Raw genomic sequence first — 19,021 nt, forward strand, 5'->3', positions numbered from 1 at the left:
TAACCCGTGAACCCTATTTCAGGTATTTGCGTGTTAGCTTTAGAATTGGTGAATATGTTGCGCTTCTAGCAGGTGGATTATACGTGCCCCGAATCCGATGTCTTTGCAAGCTCGTTTTTCTTGCGCTGTTCTCACTGGTACCGCTGCCAAACGCCTGGGCTAAAACGGATATCGTTGTCGGCGTCTACGATTTTCCGCCGGTCGCCCGCATCGATGAGGACAAAAAAGTCACAGGCCTGCTGGGAGACCTCCTCAGGGAGCTGGAAACCGTCCACCAGAATGTGACTTTCCGGGTTTTCCACACCTCTTCCAAACGCCGTTACCTTGATTTCGACGCGCACCGGTACGACGTCATTTTCTTTGAAAGCCCGAGCTGGGAGTGGCAGGACAAACAGGCACTGATCAGCCCCCCGCTACTCATGGACGAAGATCTCTACATTGCCCTGAACAAGCCGGGGCGTAATGCGAGCTTTTTTGACGACCTCGACCAGCGCAATATTGTCGCTCTTTCCGGCTACCACTATGGCTTTGCCGGCATGGAAACCGATTCGCAGGAGCTCGAGCAACGCTTCAACATCGAATTCTCGGACAGTCACAGCCGCAACCTGAATCTGATCAAGGCGGACCGGCCCTCAGTCGCTCAGGTGGCCATCATCAACGACTCCTACCTGCAGATGCATCTGGACCAACATCCCGAAGACCGGGACAGGTTCCTGATTTCGGAACAGCCGGACCAGACCTACCAGCTAAGTATCATCACGCACCCGGAAGGGCCTGTCACCGCCCGGGACATGATGGATCTCCTGGCGCCATTGATCGAGTCCGGGCGTTACCGGAGCCTGGTGCAAAAGTGGGGGCTGGATCTGCCGCCCTCTCTTCTCTCAGACTCTTCGGACAACTGAAAACACTCTCAGCGGACATCCAGGGTAAAGGGCGCCACCACATTGCCCTCGGCACCCACCTGGGCATCCCGCACCGGGTCCAGAAGGAACAGCTGATCGGCCGAAACCCCCTGGGTATCGGTCAGCAGCTGGCGAACCGCCAGGCCCCGATCCCGGGCCAGATTGTTGAGGGCCTCCGGCGGCAAATTCCGTTCACCCGACAGATAGGCCTCGCGGGCCCGTGCCCAGGCCTCCTCGGACATTTCGCTCTGGCCGCCATCGGTCAGCTCGTCCCGCAACAGAGCCAGTCCGTCGGTTTCCGGCGACACCGCACCACGCACGTTCAATAACAACTCGGGACGCTCGCGCAGGGCATCGGCCAGCGCCGACAGTTTGGCCGCCTCACCTCCCGCCAGCTCGACACTGCCAGGCACGAAACTGACCTGGCCAAGATCCTCGCCCGTCAGACCTGCCATCTCCGCAATCGAACCGAGCATGCTGAACGGTGAGGCCGCCGCCTTCACCAACAGATTCACGAACGCACGCATGACCACCTGGCCGACACTGAACTCCGGATCCGACAGGTCGCCGCTGATCGGAAGGTTCACCTCGATGACACCATCCCGGTCCCGGAGCAGTGCCAGACCCAGTTTTACCGGCGCATTGACGGCTTCATCACTGACCACCGCCTGGCCCAGCTCCAGCCGGTCCATAACAACCAGGTTCGAGGCGTCAATCCGGCTGCCGGCAATCTCGTAATCCAGGTCCAGGTTGAGCTTCCCGCTGTCTACGCCGTAACCGAGGTAACGGCCGAAATAGGGTGACAGTTCCGGCAGGGACAGGTTGTCCATGGCCAGCGTGAGATCACTGACGTCATCGGTGCCCAGAGTGCCGAGGGTGCCCTGGAAGTCCACCTTACCCACCCGGCCAACCCGGCCCCGCAGAGACACCTTGCCCTGTTGCGGCGGGATATTGCTGATCCCGATGACCGAGCCGGAAAGCTCGTCAAACGAAGTGGTAAAGGCCGGACTCAGGGTCCGGTCCGTGTAGGCCACCGAACCGTTCTCGATGGCCAGCTCCCCGATCCGGAAGATAAACGAGGGCTGCCCGTTTTCGGAGGCCGTGGTTTCCTCAGCCTGGGTGTCTGCGGACGATTCGCCGCCGGACACCGGAATCCGCTCGACGTTATGGACGGCATCGGTCCCGCGCACGATGTTGGCAACCGGCTGCACCACGCTGATAGTGCCGATTTCCAGGCGCGCGGGGCTGACGTTGTATTCGATAGGGGCAAGACGCAGCGTCTGCCAGGACAGCAGCCGGTCCTGCTGGCCAGCCAGGCGCAGATTGAGGTTGCTGACCTCTGCAGTGCCACTGAAAGTTCCGGTCATCGGTTCCTGCTGGCTGTCCAGGTCGAGATTGCCGTCAAAACCCAGTTGACCGCCGGCCACGCTAAGATTCGCACCTTGCTGCAGGTAGGGTTCAAAGGCGGACAGAGTGACCTGGGATCCGGACACCGCTGCTTCGAAGGTAAAAGGTGCCGGTGTCACCTGACCCTGCAGCGCCAGCCGGCCACCGCTGGCCAGAGTCGCACTGAAATCATAGCTCACCGGCTCTTCCAATCGGTGGCTGATGGTTCCGGTGGAGAGGGAAATGTCCCGCAGCCGCAGATCTGCCTCGGTGGCGGGTACCTGATCCTGCCAGCGCACCGCGGAGCGAGCAATGCGGATGCCGTCCACCGACCACCGGAACGGCCTGGTGTCGGCCGCGGACTCCAGCCCGGATTCCTCAGCCTCTGCACGGCTGCTGTCACCCGCCAGCGGCGCCAGCCAGTCGATCGATCCGCCGGCATCGCGGGCGACGGCCAGATCCAGATTATCGACCGTCACCTGTCCTACGTTAGCCTCCCGGGCGGTCAGGTCAAACCCGATCTGGTCAACGCCGATACGGCTGCTGGTAAGCCGGGCGCCCTCGGACTCCGCGTCAAGCGCGACCGCCAGGTCCGCCAGAGACAGCTCGCCATTCTCCGTGGCCAGGTAGAACACCTCGCCGGCCTGAAGCTCGTAATCGGACTGGACGGTGACACTGCCACCACGCAGGTCGTAGGGCAGGTAGGGTGCCAGGAAATGTTCGAGGGTTTCATAACTGATGTCGGCAATACGCAGGCTACCCCTGGAATAGAGCGGGGTCACACTCAGATCGCCCTGCCACTCAACCGTCTGGCTGCCGATGGCCGCCAGCAGGTAGTAGTTGCTGTCGCCCTCTCCCCGCGGCCAGGTGGCCAGGTCGTTGAGAGCAAGGTCCAGGGGCGTGATCCGGAACTCGGCCGGTTCCGCCTGGCTGAAATCGCGGAACAGGAGTTCGCCACCATCAATGGCCAGCTGTTGGAAAAACAACTTCGGAGGACCACTGTCCTGATCGGACGTTTGAGTTTCGGGTTCAGGGGCCTGCTGTGATTCCGGGTGAGCGGCGTGCCAGTCACGGGCAAAATTGATGCTGTAGTCTTCGAGCAGGTCAACCCGGATGTAGGGCTCCTGCAAGCGGATCTCCTGGAAACCGACAATGCCACGGAACAGCTGGAAAAAACTGAGATTCACAAACAGCCGGTCGAAGCCAAGGACCTTCTCACCGTCACTGTCGTTCGCAGACAGTTGCGTCGCTTCCACCGTCAGGGCAAACGGATTGATGGCAAGGTCTGTTACCTCACCCTGCCATCCCATTTGCTGATCCAGCTGCTCGGGGATGCTGCGCTTGAGCCACCAGGGCAACAGCAGGAACCCCACCAGGGCATAAAGAACAACCAGAACGAGGACCGCGATTGCGAGGTTCCTCGGTAGACGACTCTTTTGACGGCTCCGGGCCACGAAACTCTCCTTTGTGTTCGGCGGAAAACCGGGGCTGGATCAGCCCCTTGCCTGACACAAGGATAGTCGGCCCGGTGTCCGTTTGTCAGCTTGCGGTGCTCTGACCCGGCAAAACCAGGTCGGGATCGGCCTTTACATTGTCGAACTGGCCAATCTGGTCCAGATCCCGGGGAACCATCGCCGCCCGGACCAGCTTACGGCTGGAATTGCCGGTGAGGGGAAACACCGACTGGCCAGCCCGCCAGGTTACCGGCATGGCCGGCGTGCCAATGCGCTGATCCAGCTCCCTCAGTCGCTTGTACATGAAGCTGTAGGAGGGATCGGAATATTCCGGCACCATCAGGAAGAAGGTACTGGCGGAATACCGGGCCATGTAGACCGGCTCCGGCACCAGACCCTTGATCGCGAGTGTGATTTCCCGGAGTACGGCGTTCATGGACTCCGAGCCCAGGTTTCCGGAAAGCTCCCGATAGTTGGCAATGTCCAGGTAGATCAAGGCAAAAGGATGTTCCCGGGCATCTTCCCGGGCCAGGGTATCCAGCAACTGCTGCTCCATCGCGGAGCGGTTGGGGAGCCCGGTCGCCGCATCCAGGAACGCCATGCGCGCAACCCGGTCATCTTCTGCTGCTTTCCGCCTGGCCAACTGGCGTTGCCGTCGGATGTCGAAAGAAGCAATGAACACGCTCACGGCCAGCAGGGCGACACAGAACAGCGCCAGGGGAATACCCATCCAGTCGCCACGCAGGCCATTGTCAGCCGCAGGCATGGCACCCTCCGGGAAGGTCATGGCAAGCATACCGGTGTAATGCATGCCACAGATGGCGGCCGCCATCACCAGGGCCGCGCCGAAGCGGGCCACCGTGACACGACTACCCTGCAAGGACCCGATCTTGCGGGAAACACCCAGGGCTGCGGCTGAGGCAGCAACGGCAATGGCGATCGAGACCGCCAGCCAGACGCCGTCGAACACCGGCGGCGCTGACATTCGCATGGCGTACATACCGAGGTAATGCATGACGACAATACCTCCGGACATCATCAGTGTTGCGGCCGCAAACAGTCCTGCTCCGATCTTCTCCCGCCCGATGATGTGCAGGGCAACCCCGGAGGCGAGCACCGCCGCCAGCCAGGAAATGACAGTCATGCCGGTATCGAAGGTCATCGCCATGTCCATGGGCATGGCCTTCATGCCGACAAAATGCATGGTCCAGACTCCGGTGCCCATGGCCAGACCTCCGGTCACCAGCCAGGGCAGCCGTTTGCCGTCGCCAACGGAACCGAGCCGGGCCCCGAAATAGAGTGCCGTGTATGCGGCCAGTACAGCCACCACGTATGAAGCTATTACAAGCGATAGATCGTAATGGGTCATCATTTTCTGTACTCATCAATTTTTGTGGGTAAAGGCTGCCTGCAAGCCCGAGGTTTTACGCCGGCAATGTGAACTGGCTCTCAAAAAAATGTATAGATATGTAATCAACAGCAACAGGTCCCGCCAGTGCTTGCGACTGACACAAAGGTGCGAACCCGCTATGCTCTGAAGCCGTACCTGTACATGGTTACCGCGGCGTTTGAGCAAGACGAGGAGGAGTGGATGGACATCGGCGACATGCGTCGTGATTTCGAGAGCGAAGGCCTGGATCGGGAGCATCTGGACGACAATCCGGTCCGGCAGTTCCAGCACTGGTTCGAAGATGCCCGCACAGCCGGCATACTGGAGCCGAACGCCATGTCCCTGGCAACTACCGGCAACGATGGCATGCCGGATCTGCGCACGGTTCTGCTCAAGTACTTTGATGAGCAGGGCTTCGTGTTCTATACCAATTACGGTAGCCGCAAGGCTCTCGAGATCGAGCAAAACCCCCGCGCAGCCCTGTTGTTCCCCTGGATTGGCCTGAATCGCCAGGTACGGATCCAGGGCGCGGTCGAGAGGGTCAGCAAGGCCGAATCCCTGCGTTATTTCGCGTCCCGGCCCCGGGGCAGTCAGATTGGTGCCTGGGTATCCGAGCAGAGCAAGGCCATCACGTCCCGCGGTCTGCTGGAACAGAAGGTGGCCGAAATCAGACGCAAATTTTCTGAGGGTGAAGTCCCGCTGCCAAGTTTCTGGGGCGGTTACCGGGTGGTTCCGGAGCGCATCGAGTTCTGGCAGGGGCGACCGAGCCGGCTTCATGATCGCTTCGAATATGTGAGGGAAGGCGATGGCTGGCTCATCCAAAGACTGCAACCCTGAACGAGGATCGAGGCAGATGCCGCGGATCTGGCTGTGCCACGAGACGCCGGGCGGGGATCCCGAGGTTCCGGAGTGGCTCACCGACTACGAACGGAAGACCGTTGCGAAATTCGGTGGCCCCCGCAAACGGGAATACCTGACCAGCCGCTGGCTGATCCGCCAGGCCATCAGCCGCACCAGTGGCGAACCGGTCACCGACTGTCGTCCGGTGCCCGGACGTCCGAATCGCTCGGAGGTGCCAACGGGCTTTTACCTGTCCCTGAGTCACAGCCATGGCCTGTCGGCCTGTGTGGCCGGCCCGGTGGCAGGCCTGGGGGTCGACATCGAGCCTCTGCAGCGGCACCCTCAATGGCACAAGGTGGTCAAACGCTGGTTTACCCCCAGGGAGCAGGAATGGCTTTTTCGCGCCGATGATCCGGGCAACTTCCTGGTCACCTGGACCATAAAGGAAGCCTGGCTGAAAGCCACCGGACGCGGCATCGCCAATAACCTGCAGACTCTGGAGGTGCTGGAAGGTTTTGAGCTGTATGGCGACCAGCAGGACAACCACTGGTCGGCCTACAGTTACGAATGCGAGGGGTTCCTGGTAACGCTGGTCTGTCGGCAACCCGGGGCGACCGGCCAGCCTGGCTGGCCCTCCATCCAGTTGTTGCAACCTCCGGCCGAGGACTTCAGCCTGGGTGAGGCGGAAGACCTGGACACCTCCTGGGAACCGCGTGTCCAGCGCATCATTCACCCTGCAACCAAGACAGAGTGAGAGGCAACATGACCGAATCCGGACGCTGCCCCTGGTGCGGTACCGACCCGCTTTACGTGCATTATCACGATACTGTCTGGGGAAGGCCCGAATACGACGACCGGACCCTGTTCGAGAAGCTTTGCCTGGATGGCCAGCAGGCCGGCCTGAGCTGGATCACCATCCTGCGTAAACAGGACAGTTACCGGGCCGCCTATGACGGCTTCGATCCCGAATGGATTGTCCGCTATGGTGACGACAAGGTGGCCGAATTGCTGGCCAACCCGGGCATCATCCGTAACCGCCTGAAAGTTCATTCGATTATCCGCAATGCCCGGGGCTATCTGGCGCTTCGGGAACGGGGCCAGGGGTTTGCCGATTTCCTGTGGTCCTTTGTGGATGGCCAACCCATCCAGAACCGGTGGCGCACGCTCGACGAGGTGCCCGTCACCACCCGGGAATCCGAGGCCATGTCTCGGGCGCTGAAGAAACAGGGCTTCACCTTCGTCGGCCCCACCATTGTCTATGCTTTCATGCAAGCTACCGGGATGGTCAATGACCACCTGACCGGTTGCCCGCAACATCATGAATGTGCACAGCTGGCCGGATGATCCTGTCACGCCGAAAGTGCGTAAATACCGGGGTAACACCAACTCCGGAGATTCACTGTGAGAATCACCCTCGAAGAACTCAGGGACACCAAAGACCTAGTCGTTGACCTGCTGGAAATCCTATCCCTGGAAGGCCAGCAATACATGGCCAGACTGGTTATAGGCGACCAGATCCTCCTGCTATCCGATGCCGGGGGCAAGACCGCGCTGTTCCGCAGCGCCTGGCAAATCCAGGACAGCCTCGGATCGTTCCATATTCTCGAGACCCAGGTGGTGCACCCATCCGCCTACCATGAGATGGTCGGCATGGCGCCGGCCGACATAGAACCCATGAGAATCACGATCCAGAGGCAGCGGCAGTGATTTCTGTGGCACGACTTGCGGTCCTCGTAGGCATCGCCGGACTGATTCCGTTCATTGTCGGTACCGCCGGGCTGTTCCTGATGCCCGGAAACAGCGTGGCGATCCTGGCCTATTTCTATCTCTACAGCGCCGGCATCCTGGCATTCATGGCGGGCATCTACTGGCCCATTTCCATGCAGCTTGAGAATCGCTGCTATCCGCTGTCGCCGCTGGTGACCATGCTGCTGAGCCAGGCCTTCTTCGTCACTGCCGGCATTGGTCTGTTGCTCCCCACAACGGCTCAGGTCATGGTCTATACCCTGGCCTACATGGCGCTGTATCTGGTAGACGCCCGCTGGATGAGGATCTACTGGCCAGCATGGTACCGGCACATGCGTCTGGTGCTGACCGCCGTGGTCCTGGTGTGTCAGGTAACGGTCGGTGCCTGGTTCTTCCTTCTCCATGGCGCCTGAATTCAGGCGCCCGTTTCATCTCCCGCGGAGCCGAACCGGCTCTGCAGTTTGCGCAGCGCACCTTTCTCGATCTGGCGGACCCGTTCCCGGCTGATGCCCAGGGCATCGGAAATGACCTGCAGCGTCTCCGCATCGGGCAGGCCCAGACCGAATCGCCGGGACAGGATATCCTGCTCCCGGTCGCTCAGTTCGCTCAGCATCATCCGCAGCTCGCTACGCCGGTCCCGCTGGAACATGGGATGGTCCGGAGCCACCTGATCTGCGGCCGGTAGAGCGTCCGCCATGGTTGCCGAGCCGTCCTCCAGGATCGGTACGTCAGTGGACACTTCCCGCGCCGCCAGCGCCCGCAGTTCACCAATCCTCGACGGCGTCGCCTCCATCGCACTGGCCAGCTCGGACTGGGACGGCGTGCGGCCAAGCTGCTGGTGCAGGCGGAGCGACACTTTCTGGAGCTGACGAATTTCGTCCACCACGTTCTCCGGCGTGTGGACCACTCGGGTGCCCCGCTGCAGGCATCGTTTCACTTCCTCGCTGATCCACCAGTAGGCATAGGTGGAGAAACGAAACCCCTTGGTGGGATCAAACCGTTCCACGGCCTTGATCAGGCCGACATTGGCATCCTGGATCAGATCCGGCATGGGAATGCCGTGCTGGTTGTATCTCCGGGCAATGTGCACGGCCAGACGCAGGTTGCTCTGGATCAGCTTGCGCCGGCAGGCCATGGCCAGATGAAAGGCCCGGCGGCAACGTGTGGAAAATGCGCAGGCATCGCCAAGACTGCCAATCACCTCGCGGAAGGTCTGGGGTGTCGATTCCGGCAGTCCCAGTTCGGTGCTGACAATCCGGAAACACAAGGAGAGTTTTCGGGACAGACGCCGTTCCTGATCGTCTGTCAGTATGTGATAACGGGACGCATCCCTGAAGTACAGCCCGACCAGGGAATCCCTTTCACCATCGTTGGGCGGAGTCGGAGACGGTCCCAGCCTGTCATCGTTTCGCATGGCTACGGTACCGGTCTGGGTCAAAAGATTTGAAAAAAGATACGTTTGGTGCGGGCGGTCAGATTGGCGTGGTAGGGGCAAATGCGGAGGGAGGAGTCAGATCAGGAAAGGGTCGGGACTGGAACACATGGGATCGGCCGCGCCCGGCCATAAGAACTCACCGCAGGTGAGCCGGCCGACCGGGCGCCCGATCTGGAGGCAAGACGTCCTCCATTACCAATGAGCGGAGCGACCGGTTCCGCCCACCGGTAATCCTTTACTCGATGGATGCCGCCACGATGGCGTACTCGTGGTTGTGTGGCTCGATCAGGCTCGCATGCAGGGCACTGATCGCCTTTTTATAATTGTCCTCATCCACCACAAACTGGATATCCACCTGGCGCATGCACTGGTGAATCGCCAGTACGCTGATGTCTTCATCCGCGAGCGACTTGACGGAACGCGCCAGGATGCCCGGCACTTTCATATCGCTGCCGATGGCCGATACCAGGGCCACCTTGCGGGTATTGATCTCGGCGTTCGGGAATTCCTCCTTCAGCGCCTTGACCACACGCTTGACATGCTTGAGCGTGCTGTCCACGTAGTGGGTGATGGTATTGGCATTGGTGTCCTTGGACATGAAGCGCACCTTGAAGCGGCTCAGTACGTCCAGGATCCTGCGGTCGGAACCCGGCTCGCCCTGCATGTCCTGGTCGAACACCTCGATGGCGAACACACCCTTGGCGCCGGCAATGATTTCCACCTGCGCGGTCTCGCTGATGTAATCACCGGTGATCAGGGTACCGGTATGCTCCGGCTCGAAGGTGTTCATCACCCGCAGTGGGATCTCGTTCTGGCGCAGCCCCTTACCGGCACGGGGGTGGATCGCCTCCATACCCAGGTTGGCCAGCTGGTCGGCCACGTCGTAGTTGGTCCGCCCAAGGGGTACCACCTTGTCCGCGCCGACGATGTTCGGGTCGGCGGAGCTCAGGTGATATTCCTTGTGGATGATGGCTTCACGGGCGTTGGTGATCACCGCCACCCGGCTGAAGGTCATCTCGCTGTAGCCCCGGTCAAAGGTCCGCATCAGACCTTCCTTGCACTGGGCATAACCGGTCACGATGGGCAGCTCCCGGCTCAGATCAACGGCATCGAAGGCCTGCTTCAGCTTCTCATCGAGCGGCAGCAGCTCGCTGTCGCGCCAGCCGGTCAGGTCGACAAAACGGGCGTTGATACCTTCCTGCTGCAGTTTGAGGGCAGTATTGAAGGCACTGTGGGCCTCACCGATGCCCGCCAGCATCTCACGGACGGTCAGCAGGTGCTCCTCAAGCTGGAACTGGCCATAGGAGCACAGCCGCTGAAGATCGATCAGGCAGCCGCGAACGCCCTCGATACGGTCGGTGATGAACTGGTCCGCCTGCTGCTTGAGCATCGGATCCTGGAACAGCTCACCGTTGATGTCGGTAAGGAACTTCACCAGCTTGGTGAGGTCGTCGCCCCAGGCCCAGTCCGACTCGGCGTCCGCAAACAGGGCATAGACCCCGGGTTCACCGGTCTTCTTGTGTTCGAGCAGCTCGTTGGTCACGCCACCATAGGCGGACACGACGAAGATGCGCTGGTACAGGTCGTCCTTGCTGCGATTACCAATAATGATATTGTCGCGAACGGCCTCGTAGTTGCTCATGGAAGTACCGCCGATCTTCTCGACGGTATGCTGTGCAGTAGTCATATAGTTGCCTTCGCTATCCTGCAGAATGAATGTCCCGGGAGTGCGAGCGCCTTACGACGCTTCGCTGACTCCTTCCTGCATGATCTCGTCGACACTCTCCGCCAGCAGGGCGGCACCCTTACGGAGGTCATCCTCACTGGTGGTCAGCGGCATCAGGCATTTGATGACTTCGTCGTTCGGACCACTGGTCTCGATGATCAGGCCCCGCTCGAAGGCACGCTTGGTGATCGGACCGGTCAGATCCGCGTCCTTCGCTTCGATACCGCGCATCAGCCCCCGGCCCTTCATCTTGAACTCGCCCGGGTACTTGTCGCAGATGGCCTGCAGGGCATCGCCCAGAACCTTGGTCTTGGCCTTCACTTCGTTAGCAAAGGCGTCGTCCTTCCAGTAAGTCTCGATCGCGGTACGGGCAGTGATGAACGCCATGTTGTTACCACGGAAGGTACCGTTGTGCTCGCCCGGATCCCAGACATCCAGTTCCGGCTTGAACAGCACCAGTGCCATCGGCAGGCCGTAGCCACTGAGGGACTTGGACACGGTCACGATGTCCGGCTTGATGCCGGCAAATTCAAAGCTGAAGAACTCACCGGTCCGGCCGTTACCGGCCTGGATGTCGTCCAGGATCAGCAGGATATCGTGCTTCTTGCACAGCTCGGACAGACCTTTGAGCCACTCGGCACGGGCAGCGTTCAGACCACCTTCACCCTGGACCGCCTCAACGATCACAGCAGCGGGCAGTTCAACACCGGAGGAGCTGTCTGAAAGCACCTTGTCCATGATCTCCAGGGTGTCCACGTCTTCACCCAGGTAGCCGTCATAGAACATGAAGTCCACGTGACCAAGCGGCACACCGACACCACCGCGGTGATGCTCGTTACCGGTGGCGGCAACAGCACCGGCGGTCACGCCATGGAACCCGTTGGTGAAGGAAATGATGTTGGTACGTCCTTTCACCTTACGGGCCAGCTTCATCGCCGCTTCCACACAGTTGGTACCGGTGGGGCCGGTGAACTGCATCTTGTAGTCCAGGCCACGGGGATCAAGGATGTACTTCTTGTACGACTCCATGAAGTCGTGCTTGGCGGTGGTGAACAGGTCCAGGCCCTGGCTCACACCGTCTGCCTCGATGTACTCGAGCAGGGCTTTCTTCAGGATGTCGTTGTTGTGGCCGTAGTTCAGGGAACCGGCGCCGGCCAGAAAATCCAGGTACTCCTTGCCGTCTTCGGTGTACAGATGTGCGTTCTTGGCACGGTTAAAAATCACCGGAAAGGCACGGGAATAAACGCGTACTTCAGATTCGGTCGACTTGAAAATTTCCATTGTCTTGCCTCTTAGCATTTCAGGTTCGAGGTAGATGCGCGGGGACCTGTCGGTTAATACATGTCGGTCGCGACAAGCCCGCCGTGCGTTGGTTTAAGCCTTGGTGGCAGACCTACCTCGGGTGGTCTGCCGGCTAGTCCAAATCACAGTCAGTCATTCACGATGAGAGATCGTGAGACCAGGGCTCTCAGACAGGCTTCGTGAAAGGTCCGATGCGCAGCAGGAATTCGGAATCGTGCTTGCCACCGAAGTGTTTCTCTTTCTCGAAGTGCTCGTGGTAGGTGAGCTCGGCTCCCATATCACGGGCGAATGAACGGAACAGCGCCCAGGAGGCCTCGTTGTCCTCGGTGATGGTCGTCTCCATGTGGGTGACGTCTTTGCACGCATCACGGGAAACGATCTCTTTGAGCATCCGCTTGGCGAGGCCCTGTCCACGACCTTTCTCGTGAACCGCCACCTGCCAGACAAACACGGTCTCGGGCTGTTGGGGAGGGATGTATCCGGAGATAAAGCCGACCAGATCGCCTTCCTTCTCCGCGGCCACGCCGGTCTCGGCAAAGTGGCTGCACTGCAACAGGTTGCAGTAAATCGAGTTGGGGTCCAGCGGCGGGCACTCAGCCACCAGCTGGTGGAGCCTGTAGCCATCATCCTTCGTGGGTGTACGAAGACTGATGGCGGTGGTATTCGAACCTTCTGATGTCATAACGTGATCAATTCGCTTCTAAAAGTTAGTGCTGAATTATATAGACCACAAAATATATTTCAAGTTGCGGTCCATTTGTCCACGGCAAGACGCCCGTCCTCACGCTTTAAGAATAGACCGAATTGAAGCAATCGCCAGTGACAATTGGATTAAAAACCGGAAGGAAAAACGACATCCCCGGGCGCCAGGGAAGTACCACTGAGGAGCCGGTTCCGATAGGACATCTCGGCATCGGAACCGGACGGCCAGAGTACGTCAAACCGGGTCAGCCAGGCCCGGTGATCAAAGGCCACGGGCACCAGTGAAAAGTGCAGGCCACGGCGCTCCAGCGTTGCCACGGGCTCAACAGAGGGCCTGGATGCACTGATGCGGGTGATCAGCCCCCGGGGGTCACCATGCAGGTTACCCATGCCGGCAGAGCCATTGTTGACCACCAGCCGCGCCTGCTCTGCCACCAGCCCGGACCAGAGTACCGGCAGGCAGGTGTGGGTACACACCATGGCGTCGGCGCCGGTCATACTGAACCACTCCGACAGGCTGGCTTCATTACCTTCGGCAAACGACTCGTGGGCCAGCCCCCAACCGGCGAGGGATTCGGGATCGCCGTGCAGCACCAAAACCTTTAGGCCTCCAAATATCAGGCAGCGATACCGTGGCAAATCAGCTAGCTGCATCTGGATATCTGGATGGGCTGAGGCCACACCCTGTAGCCGTTCAATGATCCGGTTGGACCGCTCCACCACGCCCTGATCGACAAACTCGGGATAAGCGCAACCACAACCAGCGCCGGGGCTCGGATCGGCCAGCTCGTACTCGACATTACCCAGACTGACGGTATGCCCGAGCACCCGCTCATTGACGGCCCGGAACAGTTCATCACTGGTATTGAACCAATTGAAATCCCCGTTGAACACCAACTGGACGCGCCGGCCCTCCCGCTCTTCCGCCCGGGCCATACGCTCGATTTCGTCCAGCGCAAGGATATTGCCGTAGAGACCGCCGATCACATACAGCACATCGGCGGAACACTCGCTGGCCTGCCGGCACAGGTCAGCGGGAGCATAGCGGTACGCCAGGGGACAACTGCGACCTTCCCTCGCCATGAATCAGGCCTCCCTGGCAGCCAGAGAGCGCCCCGCCAGGCGCCTTAGCACCAGAGGCGTAAAGAACCCGGCGGAGCAGATCAGGAAGCCATAGGCATTCACTCCCAGCAGCATGGCGTATTTGCCGTCACCAATGGCCCAGCTTGGGGGAATCAGGCCCACGGCCAGCAAGACACCCAGCCCCAGGCCGGTCCAGAAACTCAGGTGAAAACTCCAGGGCGACCAGCGGGTGAAGCCGTAGAACAGGAATACCGGCGCCAGGCCCATCACCATAGTGCCGGAGATGGTCGTGGCCTTCAGGATGTCGGTGCCGGCAAACATCGGGAGATTGCCAGCAAAGGCAAACACAACCATCACCACAGCCCCAACCCGTATGCTGGGCAAACGGTCTTTTGCGCGCCTGGCAAGTCGTGGCAGGTCCACCGCCAGGGATTTCGCCAACGAGGTAAACGTGGAATCCAGGGTGGAGCCGGCCGAGGTCATCATCACCACACTCATGAAGAACAACGCCGCCAGCCCGAGCGACTGACCCACAGCCGCCGGCGCATTGCCCATGGCTTCGATACCGTTCAGCCGCGCATGAACCCCGACCAGGCTGAAAATGAACACCGCAACAAAGCCCAGCAGACCGGCGACCACAAAACTCCTGAGCATGGTCTTTTCCTTGTTCACGAATCCCCGGTCGGTCAGTACCGGGTCGTGGAACGGATAACTGAACAGCTGAAGCAGGGCCACGAGCAGCAGGTCAAAGCCTGCATCCAGCCGGAACTCACCGTTGGAAAGCAGGGCACTGGTATCATTGGCCGGAACAATTAGGAACAGCACGGCCCCGACAAAGAACACAAACACGAAAGCCTGGATCACATCGGTAAAGATCGACGAACGCAGCCCGCCTTTCAGGCTGTAGGCCAGGGTAAACACGGTAAAGACCATCGCCGCCGCGTAATACTCCCACTCACCGGGCAGACCGAAGTAACCACCCACGACCGCCGTGTTGCTCCACACCTCGTTATACAGCCGGATCAGGATCGCCGCCGCAAACGCCAGACTGGCCAGCCGGCCGAATCGCGAGGTCAGAAAATCCTGCAAACTGCGGGCCCCGGTCTGGGTCCGAATCAGGTAGATCACATAACCGGCCACCGGAATCGACAACCAGTAGCTGGCATAGGCGAGACCACCGACAACCCCGTAGGCCGCGCCCAGGTTGGCTGCATTGGTCACCGACTTGGCGAAGATCCAGCTGATAAAAATACTGGCCGTCAGTGACCACTGACCAACCGGATTCCCCTGATCGTCGGCGCCTTTATAGAACGAATTCGCGTTCTTGCTCTTCGGCGACAGCACGTACATCACCACGCCGTACACCAGCAGAAATCCCCAGAACAGGGAGGCTTCAGTAAAGTTCATCTTTCGTTCCGGTCTGTTGTTTTGTCCGGGGCTCTTCCCGGGGTTTCTTGGCTTCGGTGGTGCCGGCGATGACAGGGACGGGGTCAAAAAAACGCCCGTGAATACGTCCCTGTAGGGCTCGGTCGCGCCATCCCTGTCATCGCCTCGTTCAACCAGGTTCGTGAATTCCCCGATCAAAGCTGCTGGTCACCACAAAAACTCAAATTTCTTTGTTTCCTATCTTTTCTTTTTCTAACGAATAGCAAAATCGTTTCCGCGGTCTGGGGGGTGGGGATACTTTCTCCGCCGGAAAAATTGTCTGAGCGCAGCGAGTTCTTTTTTCCAAGGAGAAAGTATCCCCACCCCCCAGACCGCCAACTCCCAGCTACCAGTCCTCAAAACAGAAAAACGAACTAACCAGGAGCCGAACAACTAGCCCCAAACCGATAACAGGAAAAACACCGGTGATGCCGCAACATAATCCGCTCATCCATGCTCTCGGCCAACGACCCACCCAGGTCATACTGCGGATCATCATCCACCAATGTGCAGGCATACACCCGAACCGCATCGCCTTTCTTCACCAGCATCCGGGTGTAAGTACACATGAAATGCGCCCGCGATTCTTTGGTCGGATACTTCTCCATGCACGTCTCGGTAATCTCCGGACTGCCATCTTCCGAACCCGGTGTGCCCAGATCCGGGAACGCGGTAAAGGCCAGGTCCTCCGGGATATTCCACTCACGGAAAATATCACGGAACGCCGCCTCGACGTCGGAGGGAATCTCCTCCGGGTCGGTCTGGCGAGCAATGGACACCTTGAAACCCTGCCGGATCAACCAACGAATACCCTCCAGCGCCTGATCGAAACTGCCTTCGCCGCGATCCTTGTCGTGCCGGGCACGGTTCGGGAAATCGAGACTTACCCGGAAATGGATCGGGTAGGGGTTGTCCAGCAGCGGCAGCACCTGGTGCCGACGCTTCAGCAGTGGCTCGGTGGCGTTGGTGAGCACGAAGCAGGGCCGATGCTGGCTGGCGTAATTCAGGATGTTGACAAAATCCCGGATGACGAAGGGCTCACCCCCGGTGAAGGAGAACTGTTCCACGCCCATGTCGATGGCCTCGTGGATAAACGGCTTCACATCGCTGAGCTTCATGCCGGGGATGCGACCGTCGCCAGGGTGGGAACCTTCGAGGCAGAACGGACAGGCCAGGTTGCAGGCGGTGCCGGTGTGAATCCACAGCTCTTTAAGCTTGTCCGCATCGATGTAACCCCGGGGATCTCCGTTACGGGTGTGGGTCCAGCTGTCGAACGCCCGGGGTTCGAGGACTTCCACGGCCGGAATACGTTTACTGCGGGCCGGTCGGGTTTCGGTCAGGGGCATAGATGCTCCTCGATCATTCAATGTTATTGGGCACAGACACGGGAAAGGCAGTTCTGTTACAGCAACCGCCCAACTTTTTAGCCCGTCGTCACTTCTTTACGTTTTTTCTGCTGGCTCTGGCTTTTTTTACCGCGCCGCCAACCGTGCAGTTTCTCAAGAAGCTTGAGGATGCCTTCCGGCGCGTGGGCGCGTTTCCATTCGCCGGCCGCGTACTTGGCGGACTCGTTCCAGGTCGGGTAGGGGTGGATGGTACCCAGGATCTTGTTCAGGCCCAGGCCATGTTTCATCGCCAGGGTGAATTCCGCCAGGATTTCACCGGCGTGGGTGCCTACTACAACCGCGCCCAGAATCTTGTCCTTGCCCGGCGGTGTCAGCACCTTGATGAAGCCATAGTCCTCGCTCTCGGCTATCGCCCGGTCCAGATCATCCAGGCCGTAACGGGTGATCTCGTAAGCAACTCCCTTATCCTTCGCTTCGGCTTCGCTCAGGCCGACCCTTGCCACTTCCGGCGAGGTGAAGGTGACCCAGGGCATTACCCGGTAGTCCACCCGGAAGCGCTTGAACTGGCCAAACAAACCATTCACCGCGGCATACCAGGCCTGATGGGCAGCGGCGTGGGTAAACTGGTAAGGCCCGGCCACGTCGCCACAGGCAAACACGTTCGGATAACGCAGACTCATATCCTCTTCAACCGGCACGGTACCGTTGGGCAGGGTGTCCACGCCTATCCGCTCCAGGTTCAGACCGGAGGTGTTGGCGGCGCGGCCTACCGCTACCAAAACCTGATCGAAGGGAATTCTCACGCGTTCACCCTCATGATCGCAGTAGGCGACCTTCTCACCGTTCTCTATGCGGAACTCGGACGCAGAATGATTAAGCCGGACGTCGATGCCATCGGCCTCGAACTGTTTCATCACCACTAACGCAACATCCGCATCTTCCTTCGGCAGCAGACGCTCGCCCCGCTCCACCTGAGTTACCTTGCTGCCAAGGCGCACAAAAGCATGGGCCAGCTCGGAGCCAATCGGACCACCGCCCAGTACCAGCAAGCGCTCCGGTTGTTCCTGTAGCTCCCACAGGTTGTCGGAAGTCAGTGGCTGCATGTCTTCAAGCCCCGGGATCGGCGGCATGGCTGGCTTGCCACCAGTGGCGACAATGATGCCGCGCGCAGTCAATCGATCGGTACGGCCATCGTTGTGCCGAACCTCCAGTTCCCAGGGAGATACGAAACTCGCCTCGCCAGAGATGCAATCCACACCCAACTTGCGGTAGCGCTCGGGGGAATCGTGGGGCTCGACCTTGGCCATCACGTCCTTGACCCGGTTCATGATGTTCTTGAACGAGCCTTTGACCGGCACCGATTCCAGCCCATAGCGGTTGGCATGACGTAGCGTGTCTGCAGCCTTGGCGCTGCGAATCAGGGCCTTGGAAGGCACGCAGCCGGTGTTGAGACAGTCACCGCCCATTTTGTGCTTCTCGATCAGCGCCACTTTTGCCTTGACTGCCGCGGCGATGTAGGCCGAAACCAGTCCTGCCGAACCGCCGCCAATGACCAGCAGGTTGTAGTCAAAATGCTCGGGTTTCTGCCAACCGGCATACACCCGCCGACGGCGGATAAAGCCCACGACAAACTTGGCAATAAGGGGGAACAGCCCGAGCAGGGCGAAGGACAGGAGCAGGTCGGCGGACACGATGTCGCCAGTGGACTGGATCTGACCCAGCTGGGTGCCGGCATTTACATAGACAAAGGTCCCCGGCAGCATGGCAATCCAGCTAACCAGGGCATAAGTGCGCAACTTCATGCCGGTCAGGCCCATGGCCAGATTGATCAAAAAGAACGGGAATACCGGCACAAGACGAAGTGTTGCCAGGTAGAACACGCCATCTTTCTCAATGCCACGATCAATTTTCCCGATGGTAGTCCTGTATCTATTCAGCAGCGTGTCACGCAGCAAGAAACGAGCGATCAGAAACGCAAGCGATGCACCTGCCGTTGAGGCGATAGACACGGTGATCAGACCATACCAGTTGCCAAAAAACGCCCCGCCTGCCAACGTCATGACCGCAGCCCCGGGTAACGAAAGAGCGGTCACAAACACATAGGCGATGCCATATAGCCCGAGCGCGAACACAAGGTGCTCGCTGATCCACTGCTCCAGGGCTAACCGATTCGTTTTCAGCGCGTCCAGCGTAAGCCACTCATTGCCACCGAGCCCCCAGAATATGACGACCGCGACGACGATCGTTCCAATAAGGACCAGTTTGCCAGTCTTCATGAGCTTCT

The 19,021-nt window shown here is 59.6% G+C and carries 16 protein-coding genes; 6 read left to right on the forward strand and 10 right to left on the reverse strand.

The window, feature by feature from the left end; translation table 11 throughout:
• The first annotated feature begins 83 nt into the window (after positions 1–83).
• Positions 84–902: a substrate-binding periplasmic protein gene (locus ACQUTG_RS12170; RefSeq protein WP_428919657.1), complete on the forward strand. Its 819-nt coding sequence runs from the start codon at positions 84–86 to the stop codon at positions 900–902.
• A gap of 8 nt (positions 903–910) precedes the next feature.
• Here ACQUTG_RS12170 and ACQUTG_RS12175 read toward each other — a convergent pair whose 3' ends face one another.
• Both ACQUTG_RS12175 and ACQUTG_RS12180 read right to left on the reverse strand, forming a co-directional pair.
• On the reverse strand, positions 911–3,742 hold the full coding sequence (locus ACQUTG_RS12175) for a DUF748 domain-containing protein (RefSeq protein ID WP_428919658.1): 2,832 nt from the start codon (positions 3,740–3,742) through the stop codon (positions 911–913).
• A gap of 85 nt (positions 3,743–3,827) precedes the next feature.
• Complete coding sequence (locus tag ACQUTG_RS12180) at positions 3,828–5,114, reverse strand: MHYT domain-containing protein (RefSeq protein ID WP_428919659.1); 1,287 nt, start codon at positions 5,112–5,114, stop codon at positions 3,828–3,830.
• A gap of 219 nt (positions 5,115–5,333) precedes the next feature.
• Here ACQUTG_RS12180 and pdxH point away from each other — a divergent pair, with 219 nt between their 5' ends.
• From pdxH to ACQUTG_RS12205, 5 genes are read left to right on the forward strand one after another with little or no spacing between them, the layout of a single operon-like run.
• Positions 5,334–5,969 carry a pyridoxamine 5'-phosphate oxidase gene (gene pdxH / locus ACQUTG_RS12185; protein WP_428919851.1) on the forward strand — a complete coding sequence of 212 codons (636 nt, stop codon included), beginning with the start codon at positions 5,334–5,336 and terminating at the stop codon, positions 5,967–5,969.
• Between the two features lie 16 nt (positions 5,970–5,985).
• A complete protein-coding gene (locus ACQUTG_RS12190) occupies positions 5,986–6,726 on the forward strand; it encodes a 4'-phosphopantetheinyl transferase family protein (RefSeq protein ID WP_428919660.1) in 741 nt (246 codons plus the stop codon).
• A gap of 8 nt (positions 6,727–6,734) precedes the next feature.
• On the forward strand, positions 6,735–7,316 hold the full coding sequence (locus ACQUTG_RS12195) for a DNA-3-methyladenine glycosylase I (RefSeq protein ID WP_428919661.1): 582 nt from the start codon (positions 6,735–6,737) through the stop codon (positions 7,314–7,316).
• 57 nt (positions 7,317–7,373) lie between these two features.
• Positions 7,374–7,679: a DUF6482 family protein gene (locus ACQUTG_RS12200; protein WP_428919662.1), complete on the forward strand. Its 306-nt coding sequence runs from the start codon at positions 7,374–7,376 to the stop codon at positions 7,677–7,679.
• Positions 7,676–8,131 carry a DUF3429 domain-containing protein gene (locus tag ACQUTG_RS12205; protein ID WP_428919663.1) on the forward strand — a complete coding sequence of 152 codons (456 nt, stop codon included), beginning with the start codon at positions 7,676–7,678 and terminating at the stop codon, positions 8,129–8,131. The genes ACQUTG_RS12200 and ACQUTG_RS12205 overlap by 4 nt, the downstream gene beginning before the upstream one ends.
• A gap of 2 nt (positions 8,132–8,133) precedes the next feature.
• Here the strand turns inward: ACQUTG_RS12205 and ACQUTG_RS12210 are convergent, their stop codons facing one another.
• From ACQUTG_RS12210 to ACQUTG_RS12245, 8 genes are all read right to left on the reverse strand, one after another.
• Entirely contained in the window at positions 8,134–9,132 is a 999-nt protein-coding gene (locus tag ACQUTG_RS12210) for a sigma-70 family RNA polymerase sigma factor (protein ID WP_428919664.1), read from the reverse strand.
• 256 nt (positions 9,133–9,388) lie between these two features.
• Positions 9,389–10,840, reverse strand: a complete 1,452-nt coding sequence (locus tag ACQUTG_RS12215) for an aspartate kinase (RefSeq protein WP_428919665.1) — start codon at positions 10,838–10,840, stop codon at positions 9,389–9,391.
• Positions 10,841–10,891: 51 nt separating this feature from the next.
• Positions 10,892–12,160: a diaminobutyrate--2-oxoglutarate transaminase gene (gene ectB / locus ACQUTG_RS12220; RefSeq protein WP_428919666.1), complete on the reverse strand. Its 1,269-nt coding sequence runs from the start codon at positions 12,158–12,160 to the stop codon at positions 10,892–10,894.
• 187 nt (positions 12,161–12,347) lie between these two features.
• Positions 12,348–12,863 (reverse strand): diaminobutyrate acetyltransferase, encoded by a 516-nt coding sequence (gene ectA, locus ACQUTG_RS12225; protein ID WP_091998752.1) that lies wholly within the window; start codon positions 12,861–12,863, stop codon positions 12,348–12,350.
• 149 nt (positions 12,864–13,012) lie between these two features.
• A complete protein-coding gene (locus ACQUTG_RS12230; protein ID WP_428919667.1) occupies positions 13,013–13,966 on the reverse strand; it encodes a metallophosphoesterase family protein in 954 nt (317 codons plus the stop codon).
• 3 nt (positions 13,967–13,969) lie between these two features.
• Positions 13,970–15,373 (reverse strand): sodium:solute symporter family transporter, encoded by a 1,404-nt coding sequence (locus ACQUTG_RS12235; protein ID WP_428919668.1) that lies wholly within the window; start codon positions 15,371–15,373, stop codon positions 13,970–13,972.
• 392 nt (positions 15,374–15,765) lie between these two features.
• Entirely contained in the window at positions 15,766–16,737 is a 972-nt protein-coding gene (locus tag ACQUTG_RS12240; RefSeq protein ID WP_428919669.1) for a radical SAM protein, read from the reverse strand.
• A 77-nt stretch (positions 16,738–16,814) separates the two neighbouring features.
• A complete protein-coding gene (locus ACQUTG_RS12245) occupies positions 16,815–19,013 on the reverse strand; it encodes an FAD-dependent oxidoreductase (RefSeq protein ID WP_428919670.1) in 2,199 nt (732 codons plus the stop codon).
• Between the last annotated feature and the right edge of the window lie 8 nt (positions 19,014–19,021).

Source organism: Marinobacter sp. DUT-1 (genome assembly GCF_050379415.1).
GTDB lineage: Bacteria > Pseudomonadota > Gammaproteobacteria > Pseudomonadales > Oleiphilaceae > Marinobacter.